Source organism: Acidobacterium sp. FHG110202_01 (assembly GCF_059115305.1).
This window is the reverse complement of record NZ_JBZYWJ010000005.1, coordinates 278,243-298,124: the sequence shown is the minus strand read 5'-3', so window position 1 is coordinate 298,124 and position 19,882 is coordinate 278,243. Positions and strand designations below refer to the sequence as shown.

The 19,882-nt window shown below is 57.9% G+C and carries 17 protein-coding genes; 9 read left to right on the top strand and 8 right to left on the bottom strand.

What is annotated here, in order from left to right:
* Positions 1–49: 49 nt before the first annotated feature.
* On the bottom strand, positions 50–1,744 hold the full coding sequence (locus tag AC5S16_RS12755) for a diguanylate cyclase (RefSeq protein WP_493930451.1): 1,695 nt from the start codon (positions 1,742–1,744) through the stop codon (positions 50–52).
* Positions 1,745–1,911: 167 nt separating this feature from the next.
* Here AC5S16_RS12755 and cysK point away from each other — a divergent pair, with 167 nt between their 5' ends.
* From cysK to AC5S16_RS12740, 3 genes are all read left to right on the top strand, one after another.
* Positions 1,912–2,871, top strand: coding sequence for a cysteine synthase A (cysK, locus tag AC5S16_RS12750; RefSeq protein WP_493930450.1), 960 nt, complete (start codon positions 1,912–1,914; stop codon positions 2,869–2,871).
* A 124-nt stretch (positions 2,872–2,995) separates the two neighbouring features.
* Positions 2,996–4,150 carry a trans-sulfuration enzyme family protein gene (locus tag AC5S16_RS12745; RefSeq protein ID WP_493930449.1) on the top strand — a complete coding sequence of 385 codons (1,155 nt, stop codon included), beginning with the start codon at positions 2,996–2,998 and terminating at the stop codon, positions 4,148–4,150.
* Positions 4,147–4,863 (top strand): Dph6-related ATP pyrophosphatase, encoded by a 717-nt coding sequence (locus AC5S16_RS12740; protein ID WP_493930448.1) that lies wholly within the window; start codon positions 4,147–4,149, stop codon positions 4,861–4,863. Before AC5S16_RS12745 ends, AC5S16_RS12740 begins: the two co-directional genes overlap by 4 nt.
* Here the strand turns inward: AC5S16_RS12740 and AC5S16_RS12735 are convergent.
* Complete coding sequence (locus AC5S16_RS12735) at positions 4,848–5,192, bottom strand: hypothetical protein (protein ID WP_493930447.1); 345 nt, start codon at positions 5,190–5,192, stop codon at positions 4,848–4,850. The two genes, AC5S16_RS12740 and AC5S16_RS12735, sit on opposite strands and share 16 nt — an antisense overlap.
* Positions 5,193–5,374: 182 nt before the next feature.
* Between AC5S16_RS12735 and murC the strand changes: the two genes are divergently transcribed.
* Together murC and hpnI are read left to right on the top strand one after the other, a co-directional pair.
* Positions 5,375–6,748 carry a UDP-N-acetylmuramate--L-alanine ligase gene (gene murC, locus AC5S16_RS12730; protein WP_493930446.1) on the top strand — a complete coding sequence of 458 codons (1,374 nt, stop codon included), beginning with the start codon at positions 5,375–5,377 and terminating at the stop codon, positions 6,746–6,748.
* A gap of 265 nt (positions 6,749–7,013) precedes the next feature.
* On the top strand, positions 7,014–8,234 hold the full coding sequence (hpnI, locus tag AC5S16_RS12725) for a bacteriohopanetetrol glucosamine biosynthesis glycosyltransferase HpnI (protein ID WP_493930445.1): 1,221 nt from the start codon (positions 7,014–7,016) through the stop codon (positions 8,232–8,234).
* A gap of 244 nt (positions 8,235–8,478) precedes the next feature.
* Here the strand turns inward: hpnI and AC5S16_RS12720 are convergent, their stop codons facing one another.
* Entirely contained in the window at positions 8,479–10,440 is a 1,962-nt protein-coding gene (locus AC5S16_RS12720; protein ID WP_493930444.1) for an ArnT family glycosyltransferase, read from the bottom strand.
* Positions 10,441–10,503: 63 nt separating this feature from the next.
* Between AC5S16_RS12720 and AC5S16_RS12715 the strand changes: the two genes are divergently transcribed.
* Positions 10,504–11,442, top strand: a complete 939-nt coding sequence (locus tag AC5S16_RS12715; RefSeq protein WP_493930443.1) for a CHAD domain-containing protein — start codon at positions 10,504–10,506, stop codon at positions 11,440–11,442.
* A 262-nt stretch (positions 11,443–11,704) separates the two neighbouring features.
* A complete protein-coding gene (locus tag AC5S16_RS12710) occupies positions 11,705–13,234 on the top strand; it encodes a Ppx/GppA phosphatase family protein (RefSeq protein WP_493930442.1) in 1,530 nt (509 codons plus the stop codon).
* Here the strand turns inward: AC5S16_RS12710 and sixA are convergent.
* Positions 13,186–13,713 carry a phosphohistidine phosphatase SixA gene (sixA, locus tag AC5S16_RS12705; protein ID WP_493930441.1) on the bottom strand — a complete coding sequence of 176 codons (528 nt, stop codon included), beginning with the start codon at positions 13,711–13,713 and terminating at the stop codon, positions 13,186–13,188. The two genes, AC5S16_RS12710 and sixA, sit on opposite strands and share 49 nt — an antisense overlap.
* A 182-nt stretch (positions 13,714–13,895) precedes the next feature.
* Between sixA and AC5S16_RS12700 the strand changes: the two genes are divergently transcribed.
* Together AC5S16_RS12700 and AC5S16_RS12695 are read left to right on the top strand one after the other, a co-directional pair.
* Positions 13,896–14,741: a VOC family protein gene (locus AC5S16_RS12700; protein WP_493930440.1), complete on the top strand. Its 846-nt coding sequence runs from the start codon at positions 13,896–13,898 to the stop codon at positions 14,739–14,741.
* Positions 14,738–15,088, top strand: a complete 351-nt coding sequence (locus AC5S16_RS12695; protein ID WP_493930439.1) for a hypothetical protein — start codon at positions 14,738–14,740, stop codon at positions 15,086–15,088. The genes AC5S16_RS12700 and AC5S16_RS12695 overlap by 4 nt, the downstream gene beginning before the upstream one ends.
* On the opposite strand, the gene ggt is transcribed toward AC5S16_RS12695, so the two are convergent.
* From ggt to AC5S16_RS12675, 4 genes are all read right to left on the bottom strand, one after another.
* Entirely contained in the window at positions 15,078–16,772 is a 1,695-nt protein-coding gene (ggt, locus tag AC5S16_RS12690; protein WP_493930438.1) for a gamma-glutamyltransferase, read from the bottom strand. The two genes, AC5S16_RS12695 and ggt, sit on opposite strands and share 11 nt — an antisense overlap.
* Before the next feature lie 157 nt (positions 16,773–16,929).
* A complete protein-coding gene (locus AC5S16_RS12685) occupies positions 16,930–17,547 on the bottom strand; it encodes a LutC/YkgG family protein (protein ID WP_493930437.1) in 618 nt (205 codons plus the stop codon).
* A gap of 134 nt (positions 17,548–17,681) precedes the next feature.
* Positions 17,682–19,124, bottom strand: coding sequence for a LutB/LldF family L-lactate oxidation iron-sulfur protein (locus AC5S16_RS12680; RefSeq protein ID WP_493930436.1), 1,443 nt, complete (start codon positions 19,122–19,124; stop codon positions 17,682–17,684).
* A complete protein-coding gene (locus AC5S16_RS12675; RefSeq protein ID WP_493930435.1) occupies positions 19,121–19,864 on the bottom strand; it encodes a (Fe-S)-binding protein in 744 nt (247 codons plus the stop codon). Before AC5S16_RS12675 ends, AC5S16_RS12680 begins: the two co-directional genes overlap by 4 nt.
* Positions 19,865–19,882 lie beyond the last annotated feature (18 nt).

The following is a 19,882-nucleotide window of genomic DNA, read 5'->3' as shown; positions in this document are numbered from 1 at the left end:
TCACGAGCGGCCCTTTCTTTTTGCGATCCCTGGCGGCTGGGCTGCAGGATTAAACAGGGACGCCGGCGTCTGAGACCACGACGCGGTTACGGCCGCGATTCTTGGCGGAGTACAGGGCGCGGTCGGAATTGCGCAGCAGCTCTTCCATCGTGGTTCCCATCAAAGGGTAGACCGCCACACCTACGGAGATGGTGATTTCGCGCAAGGTTTCGCCACGGAAGCGCGGGTGCAGGCCCTGGATGCGCCCACGCAGTTCTTCGGCGCGAGTTACGGCCGCATCAGTCCCTGTTTCGGGGAGAATCATGGTGAATTCCTCTCCGCCATAGCGGCAAACCATGTCTTCTGCCCGCACGATAGAACGGAAGACCTCCGCCACTTCGCGCAGAACATAGTCTCCGGCTTCATGGCCGAAGGTGTCATTGAATTGCTTGAAATGGTCGACATCAATCATCATGACAGCTAGCTCAGTGTTGCTTCTGGCGGCGCGGCGGATCTCCCGATCGAGAGAAATTTCCATGAAATGCCGGTTGAAGAGATTGGTCAAGCCATCGCGAATCGACTGATGTTCGAGACGCGCGCGCAAGTTGAGGCTGCCGATGAAGACTCCGGCCATTTTGGCCAGGCTCTTCAGGGACTCGATGCGTTCTTCAAGCTGATCGGATGCCTGCACGGTAGGGCACTCGACATACAGGATGCCCAATGTATCGCCATGCGCGGTGAGCGGCTCGCAAAGGTAATTGGGCGGCGGGGCTCCCTGGAAATGGGTGCAGTCGATTTCCGAGCAGCCGGGTTTGCGCCAGCGTGTGTGGCCGCCGCGCAGCCCGCAGCATGCTTCGAGCTGGAATCCATCACGAATCTGCGGCTCCCCTCCTGCAGTGGCGGCGACTTCGACCATCTGCCGCGAGTTGTTGATAATAAGCAGCGCGATATTGGCTAGAGGCAGCAGTTGAGAACAAAAACGCACCGCAGCCTGGTGCGCCTGCGCAGCATGGACACAAAGCTGCATCTCCTCGCGCGCCGTGATCTGCAACCGCGCTTCCATGGCTTTGCGTTCGAGAACCCCGACGGTATCGCCTAGTCTGGCGTTGGTGCGAGAGACTTCCGCTTCAATTTCGCCCCTGCGCCGGGCATCACGCACCAGGATGCCGAAGAGGATGAGCACGATGGCCAGAGAAAGAATGAGAAAAACGACGCCAGCTGAGAAGCTGTTGTAGGTGCGGCGCTCGGATTCACTGGCGCGCAGCTTCAGCAGAGTATTCTCTTCCGCCTGCATCTGGCTTATGATTTCGCGGCATTGGCGGATTTGCCGGCCCATGTCTGTTCCAGCCACTGCAGTCCCTTGTATCAACTCACCTTCCGCCAGTTGCCGCAGATTCTGGCTGCAGGCATCTGCGTCGCGTGCATGGGCCTGCTGCGAAGCATTATCACGTATCAGGCTGGCCAGATGGTCCAAGCCTGTGTCCAGGGTGACGGCTGCTGACTGGACGCTGCGCAAATCGGCATCGTTTTTTCCTGTGAGATAGAGCCTGCTGGTGAGGTCGATGCGGTCGAGGCGTTGTGAGGCCAGCTGCAGCGCATTCAGCACCTCCTGCGAGTGCTCTTCCCAGTCGTGGGCAGCGAGCAGATGCTGGGTATTCCTATAGACAAAGAACGCAGCCAGGCAGATAGACAGAACTGTGGCAAAGGCGCCCAGGATAAGCAAGGGCGCGGTTGCATTCTTTTTATTCAGGCGCGATGGACTCATTCTGGCCGCTGGGGCTGGCGACTGCGTTCAGTTTATAGCACAGCTATCTCTGACTGCGGCAGTTTAATGCCGGTGAATTGCCTATTTCGGCTTACGAAGGATTGCAGATCCCGGGCAGAAAAGGGCCTGTTTGCATGAGTCGTCCTGCTACACTGAGAAGTTTTGTTATGAACGACTCGACTGCTCTTCAAACTACGCGGCCTCTGCGTGTCGCGGAAAACATTACGGAGCTGATGGGCCAGACGCCCATGCTGCGCATCAGCCGCCTTGTAACCTCTGAAACTGCTGATATTTACGCCAAGCTCGAATTCCTGAACCCGGGCGGAAGCGTCAAGGACCGGGCGGCGCTGGGGATGATTCTGGATGCCGAGGCGCGCGGGATTCTGAAACCCGGCTCGACCATTGTGGAGGCCACGGCGGGAAATACGGGCGTGGGGCTGGCGCTGGTTGGAGTGAATCGCGGATACAAGGTCATCCTTTTTGTTCCGGAAGGCTATGCCGAGGAGAAATGCATGCTGATGCGCGGCTTTGGCGCGACGGTGGTGCGCACTCCGGAGGCGGAGGGGATGAGCGGGGCGATCCGCGAGGCGCGGGCGGTGGCAGCGTCTGATCCGAATGCGTTTCCGGCGCTGCAGTTTGAGAATCAGGCTAATCCGCAATTTCATTACGAGACCACGGCGCAGGAGATCTGGGAGCAGATGGAGGGGCGCATTGATGCCTTTGTCTCCGGAGTGGGGACGGGCGGGACGTTCTCGGGCGTGGCGCGGTTGCTGAAGGAAAAGAATCCGGCAGTTCTTACCGTGGCGGTCGAAACCGAAGGCTCGGTGCTGCAGGGCGGCGAGCCCGGGCCGCATAAGGTGGAAGGCATCGGCGTCTCGTTTATTCCGAAGACCTTTGACCCGGGCGTAGCGGATGAAATTGTTCGGGTGACGGATGCAGAGGCCTTTGCCATGGTCAAGCGCCTGGTGGCGGAAGAAGGCGTGCTTGCGGGATCGAGCGCCGGGGCGATGATGCATGCTGCGATTGGTATTGCAAAGCGGCTTGGGCCGGGCAAGCGTGTGGTGACGATTGTTCCGGATTCGGCGGAACGATATTTGTCGAAAAGGATTTTTGAGGGCGGGGAATAGCTAAAATCTTTAACCGCAGAGGACGCAAAGTACCGCCAAGGTCCGCAGAGAAAAAATCTTTCACCACAGAGTTCACAGAGAGCACGGAGTAAAAACCTGCCAGTATTCAGGAGTTATGTGACTAATGACTAAAACTACTCATGGCTTCTCGACTCGCTCCATTCACGATGGACAGGCGCCTGATCCGCTGACGGGCGCGGTGAATGTGCCCATCTATCTCTCGTCGACATACGCGCAGGAGGAGATCGGCAAGAACAAGGGCTATGAGTATGCGCGCGTGTCGAACCCCACGCGCGATGCGCTTGAGACCAGCCTGGCTTCGCTTGAGGGCGGAACGAGCGCGCATGTCTTTGCGAGCGGCATGGCGGCCATCTCGGCACTGGTGACGATGTTCAAGACCGGCGACCACGTCATCTGTGGAGAGAATGTTTATGGCGGGACGGCGCGGCTCTTCGACAAGATCGTTGTGAACTACGGCATCGAGTTTACTTACGTGGATACTTCGGATGCTGAGGCGGTGCGGCGCGCGATCCGTCCGCAGACGAAGCTTGTGCATGTGGAGACGCCGACCAATCCGCTGATGACGCTGACCGATATTCGCGCGGTCGCCGATATCTGCCATGAGCGCGGCGTGGAGCTGAGCGTCGACAACACATTTATGTCGCCTTACTTTCAGCGGCCGATTGAGCTGGGCGCGGACATCGTAATGCACTCGACGACGAAGTTTCTGAATGGACACAGCGATGGACTGGGCGGCGTTCTGGTGGGAACGAAGCCGCAGCACAAGGAGCAGTTTGCTTTTGTGCAGAAATGCACGGGAGGCATTCTTTCTCCGTTTGAGAGCTGGCTGATTCTGCGCGGCGTGAAGACGCTGGCTGTGCGCATGAAGCAGCATGACGAGAATGGCCGCAGGGTTGCGGAGTTCCTCGCGCAGCATAAAAAAGTGAAGAAGGTCTTCTATCCGGGACTCGCCGGACATCCGCAGCATGAGCTGGCGAAAAAGCAGATGTCGGGGTTCGGATCGATGATCGCGTTTGAGACCGGTTCGCTCGAGAATGCGAACAACCTGCTCAAGAGCGTGCGCGTGTGCACGCTGGGCGAGTCGCTGGGCGGCGTGGAGACGCTGATCTCGCATCCGGCAACCATGACGCACGCTGCGGTAGGCGCAGAGGGGCGCACGAAGCTCGGCATCACGGATGGGCTGGTGCGGATTTCTGTCGGGATTGAAGATGTGGAAGATCTGATTGCCGATCTCGATCAGGCACTGGCGCGGGTGTGAAGAAGATACTCGTCTCCTGGAGCAGCGGCAAGGACAGCGCGTGGACTCTGCATGTGCTGCGCCAATCCGGCGAATACGAAATTGCCGGACTGCTGACGACTGTGAACATGGCCTTTGACCGCGTGGCCATGCACAGCACGCGCCGCGAGGTGCTGGAAGCGCAGGCGGCTGCGGCCGGCTTGCCGCTGTGGACTGTTCCGCTGCCATGGCCGTGCTCGAACAAACAGTATGAGGCTGCGATGCAGGCTGCATGCGAGCGCGCTGTGGATGCTGGTATCGAGGCTCTTGCTTTCGGGGACCTGTTTCTTGAAGATGTGCGGCGGTATCGTGAAGAGCGGCTCGCCGGCACTGGTCTTGCGCCGATCTTTCCTCTCTGGGGACTGGACACGCTTCAGCTGGCGCGTGAAATGATTCGCGCGGGAATGAAGACGCGCATCGTGTGTGTCGATCCGAAGAAGCTGCCAAAAGAATTTGCAGGCCGCGACTTCGATGAAGATTTTCTCGACGAGCTTCCTGCCGGAGTTGATCCATGTGGAGAGAATGGTGAATTTCACACCTGTGTCTATGCAGGCCCGATGTTCCAGAGCAGACTAGCTATAAAGGGTGGAGAGATTGTAGAGCGGGATGGTTTTATTTTTGCGGATGTGAAGATATCTCCGGATGCCGGATGGCATCCGGAGATGGACGTTAAGCAGGCTTACCTGCGGCCATAGTGGCCATACGAGTGACCATAAGAGTGGCCGTAATAATGGCCATAGTTGTGACCATAATAGTGGCCATAGTATCCGCCATAGTACGGATGATGGTAGTAGCCATAACCGTAGCCGTAACCATAACCGCGATAGACCCAGCGTGCAGGCACCCAGACCGCGCCGGCGTAGTATCCAGGAGTCCAGACATATCCATCGCCGGGGTAAGCCTGACCGTATACAACCGCAGCAGGTCCCACACCAACCGCAATACCAACCTGCGCGTTCGCCTTATGGGCGGGGATCATCAGTGCAGCAGCGGCCAGTACGAGTGTAAGAAGTGCGCGTTTCATGTAATTCCTCCTTGTGCTTCGGCGTTCTTTCTCTTTATTGCCTCAGCGTCCTTCCATACGTGTAAACAGCAATTCGCAGGGAATGTTGCGATTTAATTCGCGCATGTATGTGCAAGAAAGGTGCATCGATTTCGCAGTTTTGCGCATCGCGCTGCTACAGTAAAAAAAGCTTTTTTATAGATATGTTTGTTAAGGCACAACGCGTACATTTCATCGGGATCGGCGGCATCGGCATGAGCGGCATTGCCGAGATTCTGCTCAACCTTGGCTATGCGGTTTCAGGCTCTGACCTGCGGCGCTCTCCCATCACAGAGAGGCTGACATCGCTCGGAGCGATTGTCTTTGAAGGCCATGCTGCAGCGAATGTGGTCGGCTCTGGCGTTGTCGTCACCAGTTCTGCGGTGAATGAGCACAATCCGGAAGTGGTGGAAGCACGCGCACGCAAGATTCCTGTGATCCAGCGCGCGGAGATGCTGGCGGAACTGATGCGTCTGAAATACGGCATCGCCGTGGCCGGCATGCATGGCAAGACTACGACGACTTCCATGATCGCAACGGTGCTGGCTGCGGGCGGGCTTGATCCTACGGTTGTGGTTGGCGGGCGCGTGGATGCGCTGGGATCGAATGCGAGGCTGGGCAAGTCGCAATATCTCGTAGCTGAGGCTGATGAGAGCGACCGCTCATTCCTGAAGCTCTCACCAATTCTTGCGGTGGTGACGAATCTCGATCGCGAGCACATGGACTGCTATCGCGATATGGCTGATGTGGAACATGCCTTCATCGAATTCATGGACCGCGTTCCGTTCTATGGAAGCTGCGTAGCGTGTATCGACAACGAGCAGCTTGCGGGAATTCTGCCACGCGTGAGACGGCGCATCTTTACTTATGGCATGAGCCCGAGGGCGGATTTTGTGACGCGCATGCTTGCTCCTGCAAATGGAGCGCATACGCGTTTTGAAGTTGCTGCGGACGGAGCGGTCTTCGGGCCGTTTGAACTGCATGTGCCGGGACGGCATAACGTTCTGAATGCCACGGCGGCCATCGCGATTGCCGCGCAGCTCGAGATCAAGCCGGAAGCCATGATCGAAGGGCTGAATACTTTTCGCGGCGTCGACCGGCGCTTCCAGGTCAAGGGCTGCGAGCGGGGCGTAACTGTGGTGGATGATTATGGGCATCATCCCACGGAGATTTGCGCCACTCTGCAGGCAGCGAAGGAATGTGGATACCGCAAGGTGCATGTCATCTTTCAGCCGCACCGCTATTCGCGCACGCGCGACCTGATGCAGGAGTTCCTTACAGCGTTCACGGATGCGGATACGCTGGAGGTGCTCGATATCTATGCGGCCAGCGAAGAGCCGATTGCCGGGATCACGGCCAAGGCGCTTGTCGATGGCATGAAGCATGATCATGCTCACTATGCAGCCACGACGCAAGAAGCCATCAGCCGTGTTGTTGCGAATACGCAGGAAGGCGACGTGATCCTGACGCTGGGTGCGGGCAATGTCTCGCAGCTGGCTCCGCAGGTGCTTGAGAAGCTTAAGACGCCTTTTAAATAAGCTCCGTCAGGAGCATTGAAATTGCGCTCAGGATGACATGGGATGCCAGGATATTCATGGCTGAAAGCTGCTGGATGTTGTGGCGCTCGATACTTATGCATGGATCCTTCGCTACGCTCAGGATGACAGCTTTGTGGGGCACTCGTTTTCGTGGCTGCCGAGGCGAAAGACAGATCTTTCCCCCTCACTCCGTTCGGCGTCAGGCTGACAGCGCGGGGATGCTTTTTAAGGGTAATTCGCTGGCTTTTCCTGTAGGCTTGAAAGAGTGATTTTTCTCCGTATACTCGGTCTGCTGTTGGGTCTGGGTGTGCTTGGCCTCATCAGCTCAACAGTGTTTCAAGGAATGGTCTTTGCCGGCGCGTATCGCTTTGTGATGGCGCGACAGAAGCGCCGCAGGACCACACAGGAAGATTTTTTTCCTCCGGTGAGTCTGCTCAAGCCGCTGCATGGCGAAGAGCCGAATCTTGAAGCGCACATTGCGAGCTTCTTTGAGCAGGATTACCGCGACTACGAGATTCTTTTTTGCGCACGCCATGCGGACGATCCAGGTCTTACGATTGCCCGGCGGGTGGCTGCGCGCTATCCATCCATTCCGGTAAAGTTTCTCACGACGGGCGAACAGACTTATATCAACGCGAAGGTGTCGTCGCTTGAAAAGATGGCCGCGGCGGCGAACACGGATATCTTCATCATCAGCGACAGCGATGTGCGCGTGACGCCTAACTATATTCGCGAGGTGGTAGCTCCGTTTGCGCGCAGGAATGTTGGCGCGGTCACCTGTCTTTATCGCGGCGTTGCGGACGAGGGTCTGTGGTCAAAGCTTGAAGCCTCGGGCATGTCGATTGAGATGACTTCAGGCGTGCTTGCAGCCAACCTGATGGAGGGCATGAAGTTCACGTTGGGGCCTACGATGGCGGTGCGACGCAGTTGCATCGATGAGATGGGCGGCTTCGCTTATCTTGGGCCTTTTTGCGCGGATGATTTTGTGCTGGGCAATAAGGTGGCGGAGCATGGACATGAAGTAGTGCTCTCAGATCATGTCATCGATCACGTTGTCCTAAATCTCAGTTTTGCGGCTTCAGTGAAGCATCAGGTTCGCTGGATGAAGTCGACGCGCTTCTCGCGGCCCAAGGGACACTTCGGCACATCACTGACTTTTTCTGTTCCATTTGGATTGCTGGCTTGCTTTGCTGCCTGGGCGCTGGGTCTGCCCTACCTGGGAGTAACTCTGCTGGGATACAGCGTTGCCGTACGTGCCATCATGGCTTCGGTGGTGGGATTCTTCGTCGTCGAGGAGCGCCACCTGCTGCGGACTACGCTGCTCTATCCTTTGCGCGACCTGATGGGCTTCTTCTACTGGGCCGCCAGTTACACGGACAGCCATGTTGTATGGCGCGGGAAGATTTACCGCCTTACCGAGGGCGGCCTCATGCTGGCTGCTGCGGGCAGCGCTGAGCCGGAGCATGAGCCGGTAGTAACGGCGTGATTGGCTGAAAAGCGAAGAAGCGGTCAGCGATAGAGCAGCTAAAAGTCGGTCAGCGAAAAGGCAGCTAAAAAGCGGTTAGCGATAAAGCTGTCAGCACCCTTCAGCGCAAGCTAAAGCAATACCAGAGATAGTGGAATGTCGTGTTACGTAGTTCAGTTTTTGCATGAGCTGATATGCGAATCGCTGGCCGCTTTATAGCTGACCGACTTTTAGCTGCCCTATCGCTGACTGCTTCTTAGCTGCTTCACAGCGGCCTGTCGGTGTACAGCGTGTTCCGCGCGAGTTCCTGCAGCTTGTAGAGTTTCCCCTCGAGCAGAGTTTCTACGTGCTCGTGATGGTCTCCTGGTACAAAGAGAAACTTTCGCGGGCCGGTGCCCCATGCGGCGAGCAGGTCTTTGTCTTCAAGGAAGATGGGCGGAACGTCGGGATAGCATGAGCCCCAGATCATGGACGACGACCGACCGTTTACAAGCAGCGCCTGCTTCTGCGTGTAGAAGATGACGGATGAGCCATCGGCCTGGTCGCCGTAAAGAACCAGCTGGTCGCCGGGCGCAGCGAGCCGGTTGATGGTGTCCGCAATGGCGCGCGATGAGAGCATGGGCTCGAAGCGGACGAAAGCGATGTGCGCCGCGATGAGGAACACCGCAGCAGTAAAGGCAACGGAGACTGTCGATTCGAATGCGTGCCCGCGTTTGCGCAAGGCCCATGCCACCAGTGGTCCGAGCAGAAGCGCTACTGCGGCCAAACCTGCGGGCAAGCGCAGCGCGGCGAACGATGGGCCGGTGAGATCGAAGAGATGCGATGTGGCGAGCGAGTAATCGCCGACACCTCGATGTGCCAGCACTGTGCCTATATCTGACACATAAGGCAGGTTACGGCTGCTCCAGAGCCCGGCAGCCAACGCAACGGCAGCAGCGATGCCCACTACTGCAAAGGCGGCGTGCGCGCCGGTGAGCCACTTGCTCTTGTTGTTGATCCAGCGTCCGGCTTCGGGAGCTTCTTCGATCGATGCGAGCGCGCCAGCAGTTAGCACCAGCAGCGGAAAGTAAGCGGGCCAGGTGTAGTATTCCTGGTTGGTTGAGAGCGAAAAGAAGAGCAGGATGAACACGGCATAGATAGATAGGAGCAGTCCGGAGCGCGCGCGGAAGCGGACACGCGCCGCCATTTTTGCGGCCTCATATGCAGTGCTTTTCGCATCGAGGAAGTGAAGCGTGTTCGATGCGTCGTAGCGCACGTCAGCCCAGGCCAGTCTGCGATTGCGCCATGCGCGCCGCAGCACAACGGGAATATAGAGGCTCCAGGGAAAGAGCCAGGCCAGCTGGCCGATCCAGAATATCCAGAAGGGCTGCTTGTTGTAGTCATGCGGATAGCGCTTGCCCAGGAAGCGCAGAACGTGCTCGTTGATGAAGTAGAAGTAGAAGAATCCGTGGACGTGTCCGGGGGTGGGGACATTGCCTACAGGATTGCCGTGGTCAGGATTGCGGATTCCAGCGAGGATGTGCCACGGCGCGGCAATCACGAGGAAAACCAGAAGTCCGGTGAATAAGCGGAACTGGCGCCATTTGCGCCATTCTCCGGTAATGACGAGGTACGGAATCACCGCAGCCAGAAAAAAGACGGGAGCGATGAGGCCTTTCGCCAGCACAGCGATGGCCAGAGCCGCGTACATGACATACATGCGCACAGGGTTTCGCTCTTCGAGTCCGGTGAGAAAACAATAGAGCGCGAGCGCAATGAAGAATGTGAGAATCGATTCAGGGATGAAGAAGCGCGTCCAGAGAAAGACGCCGAGGCTGGTCAGGATGCCGAGAGCCGCATAAAAAGCCGCGCGGTCGCCATAAGCACGACGAGCCCACAGCCATGCGAGAATGGCGCAGGCGAGCACACCCAGCGTCATGGGCAGGTGCGTAGCGAAAACGTTGTAGCCGAAGATGTGATAATCGACTGCAGCCAGCCAGTACGGCAGCGGAGGCTTCTCGAGATAGCGCACGCCGTTGACGTAGAGCGTGACCCAGTCGCCACTCTGTGCCATGTGCTGCGCGGCATTGGCGTGGGTGGCATCGGCATCGTCGAGCAGCGAAGGCGAGAAGAGCGCGACGAAATGCACGGCGAGAAAGACCAGCAGAAGCAGGGTCCAGCTTTTGACCGGAGACGAAAGAAGCGCAGGTTTGCGAGGATTATTTCCAGGCAAGATTGATTCAGCCATGATTGTTCTGAAAAACTTTCCGAACCTTTAGGATATCAGCGAAGGGCCCTTTTCCTGACCGCCATGGACGCTACTCTCGAACATCTGCGGCAACTGACTGCGACTCTGCGCAGCAATATGGAGAAGTGCGCTGCCGATCCTGATGAGGATCCGGTGCATGATCTGCGTACGGGAACGCGCCGTGTGCAGGCAATGGTCGAGGCGATGCTGCGCGAGCGGGGAGACGATGCGCTCAACGAAGCGGCTGACCGCTGGCTAAGGCTGCTTAAGAAACTGCGGCGCGCTGCTGCCCCGGCTCGCGATCTTGACGTGCATCGCAAACTGCTGCACAAGCTGGTGAAATTCGGAAGCAAAAATAAAGGCGCCGGCCTGGTTGCGAAAGGCAATGGCTCCGGTGTCGTTGTCGGTTCTGCTCCGAATGTGATGGAAGCCCCGGCAACCGCGCTGCCAACAACTCCAGTAGAGCACCAGGCAGACCATCTCGATGCATGGCTGCGTCACGCGCGGCAGCACCAGGCTGCCGGGCTCAAGAAAAAAGCTGCGAAGTGGCTGGCGAAGTTTGATGAAGAAGCTGCCGCCTTTGAAGCTGCTGTGCTTCAAGTGGGACGGACACGTCGGCGTCCACGCAGCGCCGCAATTGTTGCACTGGAGTCCTTTGTTCGCCTCGCTCATGAAATGCAGCAGCTGGATGCCGGCAACCTGCACGACTTCCGCAAGGGCGCGAAGAAGGCCCGCTACATTGCCGAGTCGGCCGCTGAAGATGCTCACGCGCTAGCGGTGGGCAAAGCGCTCAAGAAACTGCAGGATGATATCGGCGACTGGCATGACTGGTTTGTGCTTTCTGATGAAGCACGGGCTGCTCTGGATACCGGCGCAAGCGATCTGATTACACTGCTCGATGCCGAACGAGATCGCCATTATGTGCTGGCTATGAAGACCGTGAATCGTCTGCGAGGAAGGCTGATGGGTGAGTGGCAGGCAGCGTCAAGGCGAGGGAGATAGGGAAGCAGGGAAATAGATTTCGCCTTGATTGGAGCAATTCACCTGCGTCAAGGGAAAAGCAGGTCCTTCAACGGAGCCTGCCCTGAGCGAAGCCGAAGGGCTCAGGATGACATCTCCATGATTTGTACGATGCGAAAGCCTTAACGGTAAATTCACCTCCTCAGTTCACTACTTCCCTATTCCCTATCTTCCTACTCCCCTCATCTTTCTCGTGTATCTTTCTTTTCAGAGCAAAGATTTTTCCAAAGCACACCACTAAAAAATGCAGACATTTGCCGCGATCGACATAGGTTCCAACTCCTGCCGTCTGAAAATTGCACGGGATGTGCAGCACCGTTTGAAAGTCCTGCATGAAGACCGCGAAGTGACGCGGTTAGGCGGGAGCGTTTTTGAGACGGGACTGGTTTCTCCTGAGGCCATGTCGGAGACGCTCAGCGCGCTCAAGCGCTTCCAGCGCGCGGTGCAACTGCACGGGGCAGACAAGGTCCGCGCCGTGGCCACGGCAGCCATGCGCGACGCCCGCAATGCGCGCGCCTTTCTTGCCTGGGTACGCGATGAGACGGGATGGGATGTTGAGATCATCTCGGGACTGGAGGAAGGCCGCCTCATTCATCGCGGCATCATGAACAATGAGCCGGGCGTTGCCGGGCGCTGCCTTCTGATCGATGTGGGAGGCGGCAGCTGCGAGATTTCGCTCTCGGAGCGCAAGCGCATCAAGGAGACAATCAGCATTCCGCTCGGCGCTGTACGCCTGACGGAAGAATTCCTGCACAGCGATCCTCCTTCGAAGGAAGACGTTGCGCGGCTCAAGCAGTTCATTGCGCGCGAGCTGCGCCGCGCTGAGCGCCGCGTGATGCCGACGCGCGTGCAGACGGTGATTGCAACATCGGGCACGGCAGCCGCGCTGGCTGAGGCGAGCCGGGTGATCGTCAAACAGAGAACGAGCGCGAAGGATAGTATCACTTCTACGCGGAGCGTACGCAAGCTTACGGAAAAGCTTACGAAGATGAACAATGCCGACCGGATGAGCGTTCAAGGCATCGGGCCGCGGCGCTCGGAGATCATTGTTGCGGGAGCGCACGTCTACGCACAGCTGCTTGAAGCCTATTCGCTGCCCGGTTTCCGCTATTCGCCAATGGGTTTGCGCGACGGCATTCTGGCGCAGATGCTGGCGGAGCAGGATCCGCGCGCCATGGCACACCAGCAGTTCGAGCGTGAGCGCTGGGAGGCCGTGCTTGAAACCTGCCGCAAGTATGGAAGCGATCCACGGCAGTCGGAGCCCGTGCGCCAGCACGCGGCGCAACTGTTTCGCGACCTGGCGCCGGTACACAGGCTGCCGGATGAATATCTCACCTGGCTTGAAGCGGCGGCCATGCTGCGCGACATCGGCAAGTTCATGAACTACCAGGGATATCACCGGCACGCGCAGTACATCATTGCCAATTCGGAAATGTTCGGCTTTACACCGGCGCAGCGCGTGATTACATCGGCCATTGCGCGCTACCTGGGCAAGAGCCGCCCGGAGCCGGCCGGACGTACGATGCGGGAGGTTCCTCCGGAGGAGCATGAGCACGTGCGGCGCGCTGTGGTGCTGCTGCGCCTGGCTGTTGCTCTCAACCAGGACCGCGCCAGCGATGTTCTCAGGGTGAAGATACGCGTCTATCCCAAGCAGGTGCTGCTGGAGATTTTTCCCGGACGCACAGGAGCCGAGCTGGAGATGTGGTCGCTGCGCAAGGAAGCGGCTTACTTCCGCGAGGTCTTCCGCAAAGACCTTTTCGTCACGTTGGCGTAGACGCCGCGCAGGATGCGTGGATCTACCAGCCAGTTGAGAATGCCGGGACGTCTGGTGCAGTCCACGCGCGCGATGGCGCCCTTGCGCATGCGGAGACTGGCGCGTCCGGGATTGGTGATGATCGTGCCAAGAAACTGCGGCAGGTTCGGATTGTGGCCTACAATCAGCACATTTTCGTACCTGGCAAGGCCGGCGACAAACTGCTGAAAGGCAGCGACAGTTGCTCCCGGGGCCAGGGCTTCGATCACCTGGATCTTCTGGTCATATCCGACCTCTGTTCCAACGAGCGACGCTGTCTGGAGAGAGCGCTTGAGCGGGCTTGAGGCAATGAAGTCAAACTGCAGGTTCAGCGAATTCAAGAAACTGCCTACCAGCAGGCACTGCTGCTTCCCTTCCTTGTCGAGAGGACGCTTTTGATCGATCAGGGGGTTTTCACGGCTTGTGCCGGCGCTGGCATGGCGCATTACATAAAGATTCATGGAGAAACAACTCTTTCTGAGAAGAAACTATGCCGGAATTCGGCACCGAAGTCATTAATGAATTAACACAATTGTAACAATTCAAGAGGGGTCATGTCCGTTGGCTTAGGCTGACCTTTTTTTGCAACACAAACGTCACTGGCTTGCTTATCGTAGGTACTGAAAAAGGGGGGATACGGCCAGTGATCTCCAATCGTTCTGTACCGACGGATACGGTGCTTCCTCATGTGATGTATCAGGATGTAGAGGAAGCTGTTGCGTGGCTCAGCAAGGCATTCGGTTTTGTTGAGCATTACCGTTACGGCAAGCCGGTCAGCGGGGCGCAGGTGCGCGCGGGCAATGCCTGGATCATGCTGAAGGAGGCGCAGGATGATGGCGCAACTCCGAAGCAGGCTGGCTTTAATACGCAAAGCCTGACTATTTTCATTGAAGACATCGAGGCGCATTTTGCACGCGCGAAAGCTGCGGGCGTCACGCTTGTCGAAGATCTGCACGAGACTGAATACGGTGAGCTGCAGTATGCTGCGCTCGATCTTGACGGCCACCACTGGCTCTTCTCCCGTCACACGCGCGATTTAAGCCCTGGCGAGTGGGGCGCGACGGTCACGAATACCGTTGTGTTGACGCCGCAGATCTCACCCATGCTGGCCGTGAGCGATGCGAATGCCGCAATCGAGTTCTATAAGGCTGCCTTCGATGCGGAGGTTCTGTGGCATCTCGGCGGCAGCGAACATGCGGTCGCCGGTCTTGCTGTACATGGCGCACAGTTCTTTCTTGCGACCGAATCGCCTGAGTATGGCACGCGCGGGCCTGCCGCTCAGGGATTTACGACAGTCAGGATCGAGTTGTTTGTGGATGATCAGGAAGCCGTGCAGCGAAAAGCAGTGGCTGCAGGCGGTGTAGCGAAAGACCCTGTGATAGAGCACGTTTATCCTACTGTCGGCCCGCGGCCTATACGGCGCATGCTGCAGGGCACTGTTATCGATCCCTTCGGACACAAGTGGCTTATCGGGAAGATTCTCGAATGAAGCGTCCACTTACGGTTACGGTCATCGCCTGGGTGCTGATTGCGGCTGGAGTGGTCGGTATCGCTTACCACATAACGGAGATCAAACTGCAGCAGCCGTTTCCAGTTGAGAATGTTCTGATTCTTCTGCTTCGCCTTTTGGCCATTGTCTGCGGAGCGTTCATGCTGCGGGCAAGCAACTGGGCGCGGTGGGTTGCGGTGGCGTGGATTGCGCTCCACGTGGTGATCAGCTTCTACCATTCGCGGGAGCAGGTGCTGGCGCACGCGATTATCTTCGCGCTGATTACCTATGCGCTTTTCCGTGCGGATGCGAACGCGTATTTTCGTCCTGCCGGCTCTACTTCGTAGGCGGCTCCTGCGGGATGGCCTCGCCGTCTGATCGTGGATCGGCGCCTGCGAAGTTCACATTCCGCTTTGTGTCTCTCACCACGGCTTCGCCCTGCCCTACCGAAAAGGAAAACGGTTCGAGCAACTGAATCTGGTGGCCGCGTTTCGTGAGCTCTGCTCGTATGTCGGCTGGAATGGTGTTTTCCATCTCTACATCGCAGCCGGCAAATGTTCCTTTGGTGAAGCGCGACTGTTCGAGCGCGGCCTGCACGTTCATTCCGTAGTCGACAACATTAGCCACAAACTGCGCGTGGGCCTGCGCCTGGTTCCAGCCGCCCATGATGCCGAAACCGATGTGGATGTCGCCCTTTTCCATGAAAGCGGGAATGATGGTGTGCAGCGGGCGCTTGTGTCCGGCGAGAGAGTTGGGTAGTCCCGGCGTTAGCTGGAAGCCAGCGCCGCGATTGTGGAAAGAGAAGCCGAGTCCGGGAGCCACCATGCCGGTTCCGTAGCCGGAAAAATTGCTCTGGATCAGGGAGACGATGTTGCCGTCCTTATCGATGGTCGAGAGATAGATCGTCGTCTTGCCGTGGGCGTCGAGCGCTGTCTCAATGTCGGAAGGAACAACTTCGCATGCAGCCTTGCTTGTATCGATCAGCTTGGCGCGTTTCTGCGCCAGTTCCTTTGAGACCATCGCCTTGACCGGCACCGGCGTAAACCGCGGGTCGCCGACGTATTTGTACATGTCGGCATAGGCAAGCTTCTTCGCTTCGATCATGACATGCAGCGCGTCGACGGAGTTGTGGCCGTATTGCCCCATCGGAAACTGCTCCATGATATTCAGCATGGAAAGCGCGGCAATTCCCTGCCCGTTCGGAGGCAGTTCGTACACGGTCCAGCCGCGATAGGTAGTGGAGATGGGCTCTACCCACTCAGGTTGAAAATCGCGGAAGTCTTCCAATGTGTGCGTGCCGCCTTGCGCCTGGAGAAACTTGACCATGGTCCCGGTCATAGGGCCGTTGTAGTATGCGTCCCTTCCGTGCTCGGCGATCTGGCGCAGCGAGTTCGCCAGCGCGGGATTTTTGAACTCATCGCCGACCTTCGGAGCCACGCCGTTCGGCAGATAGGTTTCTTTATATCCCGGCTGCTTCAGGAGGCCCTTGCTCACCCAGTAGCGCGCATTTCTTTCCGCGAGAGGAAAGCCATTGTCTGCGTAGTAAATTGCCGGAGCGAGCAGCTTGTTGAAAGGCAGAGTGCCGAAGCGGCTGCGCAGAGCGTCCCATCCGGCGACTGCGCCTGGGATGTCTATCGTTTCGACTCCGATGGGATTGATGCGGTCTACGCCGTGCGATTTCAAATAGTCGATGTTGAGCGCTTTCGGCGTCCATCCGCTGGAGTTCAATCCGTAGAGCTTTCCAGTCTTCGCCTCGTACACAACGGCAAACAGGTCGCCGCCGATTCCGTTCACGTAAGGCTGCACCACACCCATGACAGCATTCGCCGCAATGGCCGCATCGATGGCGTTACCGCCTTCTTCCAGAATATGCGCGCCAGCCTGCGCGGCAAGAAACTGCGGAGCGGCCACGATGCCGAGCTTCGTGACCACCATCGACCGGCCCTGCCCGGGAACAGAAGAAAACTGCTGTGCTATGGCTGTGGGACAAATCGAAAGAACAAGCGCAGACACGAGAGCGAGAATCTTCATGGTCTTCCTTTCGCGAACCATCATTGCACACGGCAGCTCGAAAGCTGCGACAAATTGCGCTTCTTTACTGCAAGGTGAGGCTGATGGTGTTAGAGACGGATGATCCTGGATTCTGGCTGCTTACGTGTTTTCGAAACGAGTCCGGATAATGTACTGCCTACGTTTTTACCAGAACCACATCGAGAAAACGCGGGCCGTGGACGCCGCGGATGCGCGTCATTTCGATGTCGGCTGTTGCCGACGGGCCGGAGATGAAGGTCAGTGGCTCCGCGGCAAATTGCTCGAGACGCGCGAAGGCTTCGGGCACAGTTTCTACGACCTGATGGTCGTAGACAACGCACAACAGGCGGTCGGGCAGCAGAGTGAGTTTGCGCGCGTCTTTGATGATGATGGTTCCGGTATGCGCAATGGCCACCTCGCATGCGCAGACTGCGCCTGCGGCGGTGTTGAGCTCGTCGGTGGATGCGGAGGATTCCTGTTGCCAGAGAAATCCTTCGGGGAGATATTCGCGGGGAAATACGCTTGCTACGACTGCGGATTTCTGGCTGTTGTGATGGAGAATCTCGGCGATGGTTGCAGCCAGCGTCTCCGGCGTTGCTTCATAGACGTGGGCATCGTATTCGTGCAGGCGGTCGGCGAAGGTCTTCAGGATTTCTGCACGGGCCATGCTCGCGGCTTGCTGGTAGTTGCGCGTAATTTCCTGTGTATCAGCAATGGCTTGTTCATTAGCTTTTCGGATTCGGCCCAGAATTGTTTCGCGTGTTGTTTCAGGCATCGATCGTGCCTCTTCCGATTTGAGCATGCGGCATGACGGATAAAAAGCAGGTCCTTCGTTCCGCTACGCTCCACTCAGGATGACAACCTGAAATTTGCTGCTCAGGATGACAAATTATTTTCAGCCAGACATATTTATGAAGCGGCATCGGAGTTTCCTTTCCCGCGATCGCGCCACCAGCTGCGGAAGGTCTGCTTCGGCATGGGGCGGAGGTCGCGCACTGACGTCCAGTTACCGAGCATGCCAGGCAGATGCTTGACCCATCCTTCAGAGACGAAGGGCCACTGGCCGATCTGGCCCAGGCGCTGTGCGGCTTCAAAACTGCGGCGGCTGGAAAAAATGCGCGCCATGGCTTTCATGCCGATAGATTCCACGTTTGCACTGCTCTGCTGCTCGCGAACGACGCGCCCGCGGAGGTGGATCAGCACCTCGGGGATGTTGATCTCGACCGGGCAGACTTCGTAGCACGCTCCACAGAGCGACGACGCGTAAGGCAAGGACTGCGAATGGTGCATATCAAAGAGCTGCGGCGTGAGGATGGCGCCGATGGGGCCGGCGTAGATCGATCCGTAGGCATGGCCACCGGTCTGGCGATAGACGGGGCAGGTGTTCTGGCATGCTCCACAGCGGATGCAGCGCAGCGTCTGCCGCGCCTCGCGATCAGCAAGGATGCGCGTGCGACCGTTATCGAGCAGAACAACGTGGAAGTTCTGCGGGCCTTCGCCTTTGTGGATACCTGTCCAGAGCGAGTTGTATGGGTTCATGCGCTCTCCCGTAGCCGAGCGCGGGAGCAGCTGCAGGAAGACTTCGAGATCGCGGAATGCAGGGATGACTTTCTCGATGCCCGCTACGGTGATGAGCGTGTCAGGCAGAGTGAGACACATGCGTCCATTGCCTTCGGACTCGACGACGCAGACGCCTCCGGTTTCGGCAATGAGATAGTTGGCGCCGCTGACGCCGATCTTGACCTTGAGGAATTTTTCGCGCAGGTAGTGGCGCGCAGCGTTTGTCAGGTCTTCGGGCTTGTCGCCGAGTTCTTTGAGGCCCATGGCCTGCATGAAGATTTCGCGCACCTGCTGGCGGTTCTTGTGCAAGGCCGGCACGACGATGTGCGAAGGCTTGTCATGGCCGAGTTGGATGATCATGTCGGCGAGATCGGTCTCGTGGGGATGGATGCCGCTGGCTTCGAGCGCCTTGTTCAAGCCGATTTCATCGGAGGTCATGGTCTTGACCTTGATGACCTCTTTGCCGCCTTGCTGTTTGATGAGATCGACGATGATGCGATTGGCTTCGTCGGCATCTGCGGCCCAGTGGACATGGCCTCCAGCGGCCGTGCAGTTTTTCTCGAACTGCTCGAGATAGGAATCGAGACGCCCCAGTGTGTGCTCCTTGATGGCGCTGGCCGCTGAGCGCAGCTGCTGCCAGTCATGCTGCTCGCCCACAACCACAGCCCGCTTGCGCGTGATGACATTGGTGGCGTGGCGCACGTTTTTGCGCAGCTGCGTGTCATCCAGCAGCATGAAGGCTGCTTTCTGAAACGATGGAGCCTGGGCTGCTTCTCCTACGCGAATACTCATTGGCCGCTTCCCTCTTCAGTAGATGCCAGGATTTCGGCGAGATGGACTGTCTTTACTCCTGCGCGCAGGCGGTGCAGTCCGCCGAAGATGTGCATGAGGCAGGAGTTGTCGACTGCAGTGCAGATTTCGGCGCGCGTGTCTTCAACGCAGCGCAGTTTGTCGGTAAGCATGGCGGCGGAGACATCGCCATTCTTGACGGCGAAGGTTCCGCCGAAGCCGCAGCACTGGTCAACGTCCTGAAGCTCCACAAGGTCGATGCCGCGCACTTTTCGTAACAGGCGCAGTGGCAAATCGCCGAGGTGCAGGCTGCGCAGCGAGTGGCAGCTCGCGTGATAAGTGACGCGGTGCGGATAGTAGGCTCCGACATCTTCAAGGCCGAGCCTGTTCACCAGAAGCTCTGAGAGTTCGTAGATGCGGGGCAGCAGGTCCTCGACAGCCTTTACGAGTTCGGGCTCGCCTGTGGCTTCCGCCATCTTCGGATAGTGCTCGCGCACCATGGCAACACAGGAGGACGACGGGATGCAGACCACTTCCGCACCTTTGAAGATTTCAACGAAGCGGTGCATCAGCGGCATGGCTTCCGCCTGGTAGCCGGTGTTGTAGTGCATCTGGCCGCAGCAGGTCTGCTCGAACGGAAAGTCGACTTCGTGGCCGAGGCGTTCGAGCAGGCGCACGACGCTTTTTCCTGTCTCCGGAAAGAGGGTGTCGTTATAACAGGTGATGAAAAGCGAAATCCGCACTACAATTCCCTTCGGTTG

Excerpts from the sequence above, each read along its gene's own strand:
- AC5S16_RS12755 (WP_493930451.1), bottom strand. The coding sequence starts at position 1,744 with ATGAGTCCATCGCGCCTGAATAAAAAGAATGCAACCGCGCCCTTGCTT.
- cysK (WP_493930450.1), top strand. The coding sequence starts at position 1,912 with ATGAACGACTCGACTGCTCTTCAAACTACGCGGCCTCTGCGTGTCGCG.
- AC5S16_RS12745 (WP_493930449.1), top strand. The coding sequence starts at position 2,996 with ATGACTAAAACTACTCATGGCTTCTCGACTCGCTCCATTCACGATGGA.
- AC5S16_RS12735 (WP_493930447.1), bottom strand. The coding sequence starts at position 5,192 with ATGAAACGCGCACTTCTTACACTCGTACTGGCCGCTGCTGCACTGATG.
- murC (WP_493930446.1), top strand. The coding sequence starts at position 5,375 with ATGTTTGTTAAGGCACAACGCGTACATTTCATCGGGATCGGCGGCATC.
- AC5S16_RS12720 (WP_493930444.1), bottom strand. The coding sequence starts at position 10,440 with ATGGCTGAATCAATCTTGCCTGGAAATAATCCTCGCAAACCTGCGCTT.
- AC5S16_RS12715 (WP_493930443.1), top strand. The coding sequence starts at position 10,504 with ATGGACGCTACTCTCGAACATCTGCGGCAACTGACTGCGACTCTGCGC.
- AC5S16_RS12710 (WP_493930442.1), top strand. The coding sequence starts at position 11,705 with ATGCAGACATTTGCCGCGATCGACATAGGTTCCAACTCCTGCCGTCTG.
- sixA (WP_493930441.1), bottom strand. The coding sequence starts at position 13,713 with ATGAATCTTTATGTAATGCGCCATGCCAGCGCCGGCACAAGCCGTGAA.
- AC5S16_RS12695 (WP_493930439.1), top strand. The coding sequence starts at position 14,738 with ATGAAGCGTCCACTTACGGTTACGGTCATCGCCTGGGTGCTGATTGCG.
- ggt (WP_493930438.1), bottom strand. The coding sequence starts at position 16,772 with ATGAAGATTCTCGCTCTCGTGTCTGCGCTTGTTCTTTCGATTTGTCCC.
- AC5S16_RS12685 (WP_493930437.1), bottom strand. The coding sequence starts at position 17,547 with ATGCCTGAAACAACACGCGAAACAATTCTGGGCCGAATCCGAAAAGCT.
- AC5S16_RS12680 (WP_493930436.1), bottom strand. The coding sequence starts at position 19,124 with ATGAGTATTCGCGTAGGAGAAGCAGCCCAGGCTCCATCGTTTCAGAAA.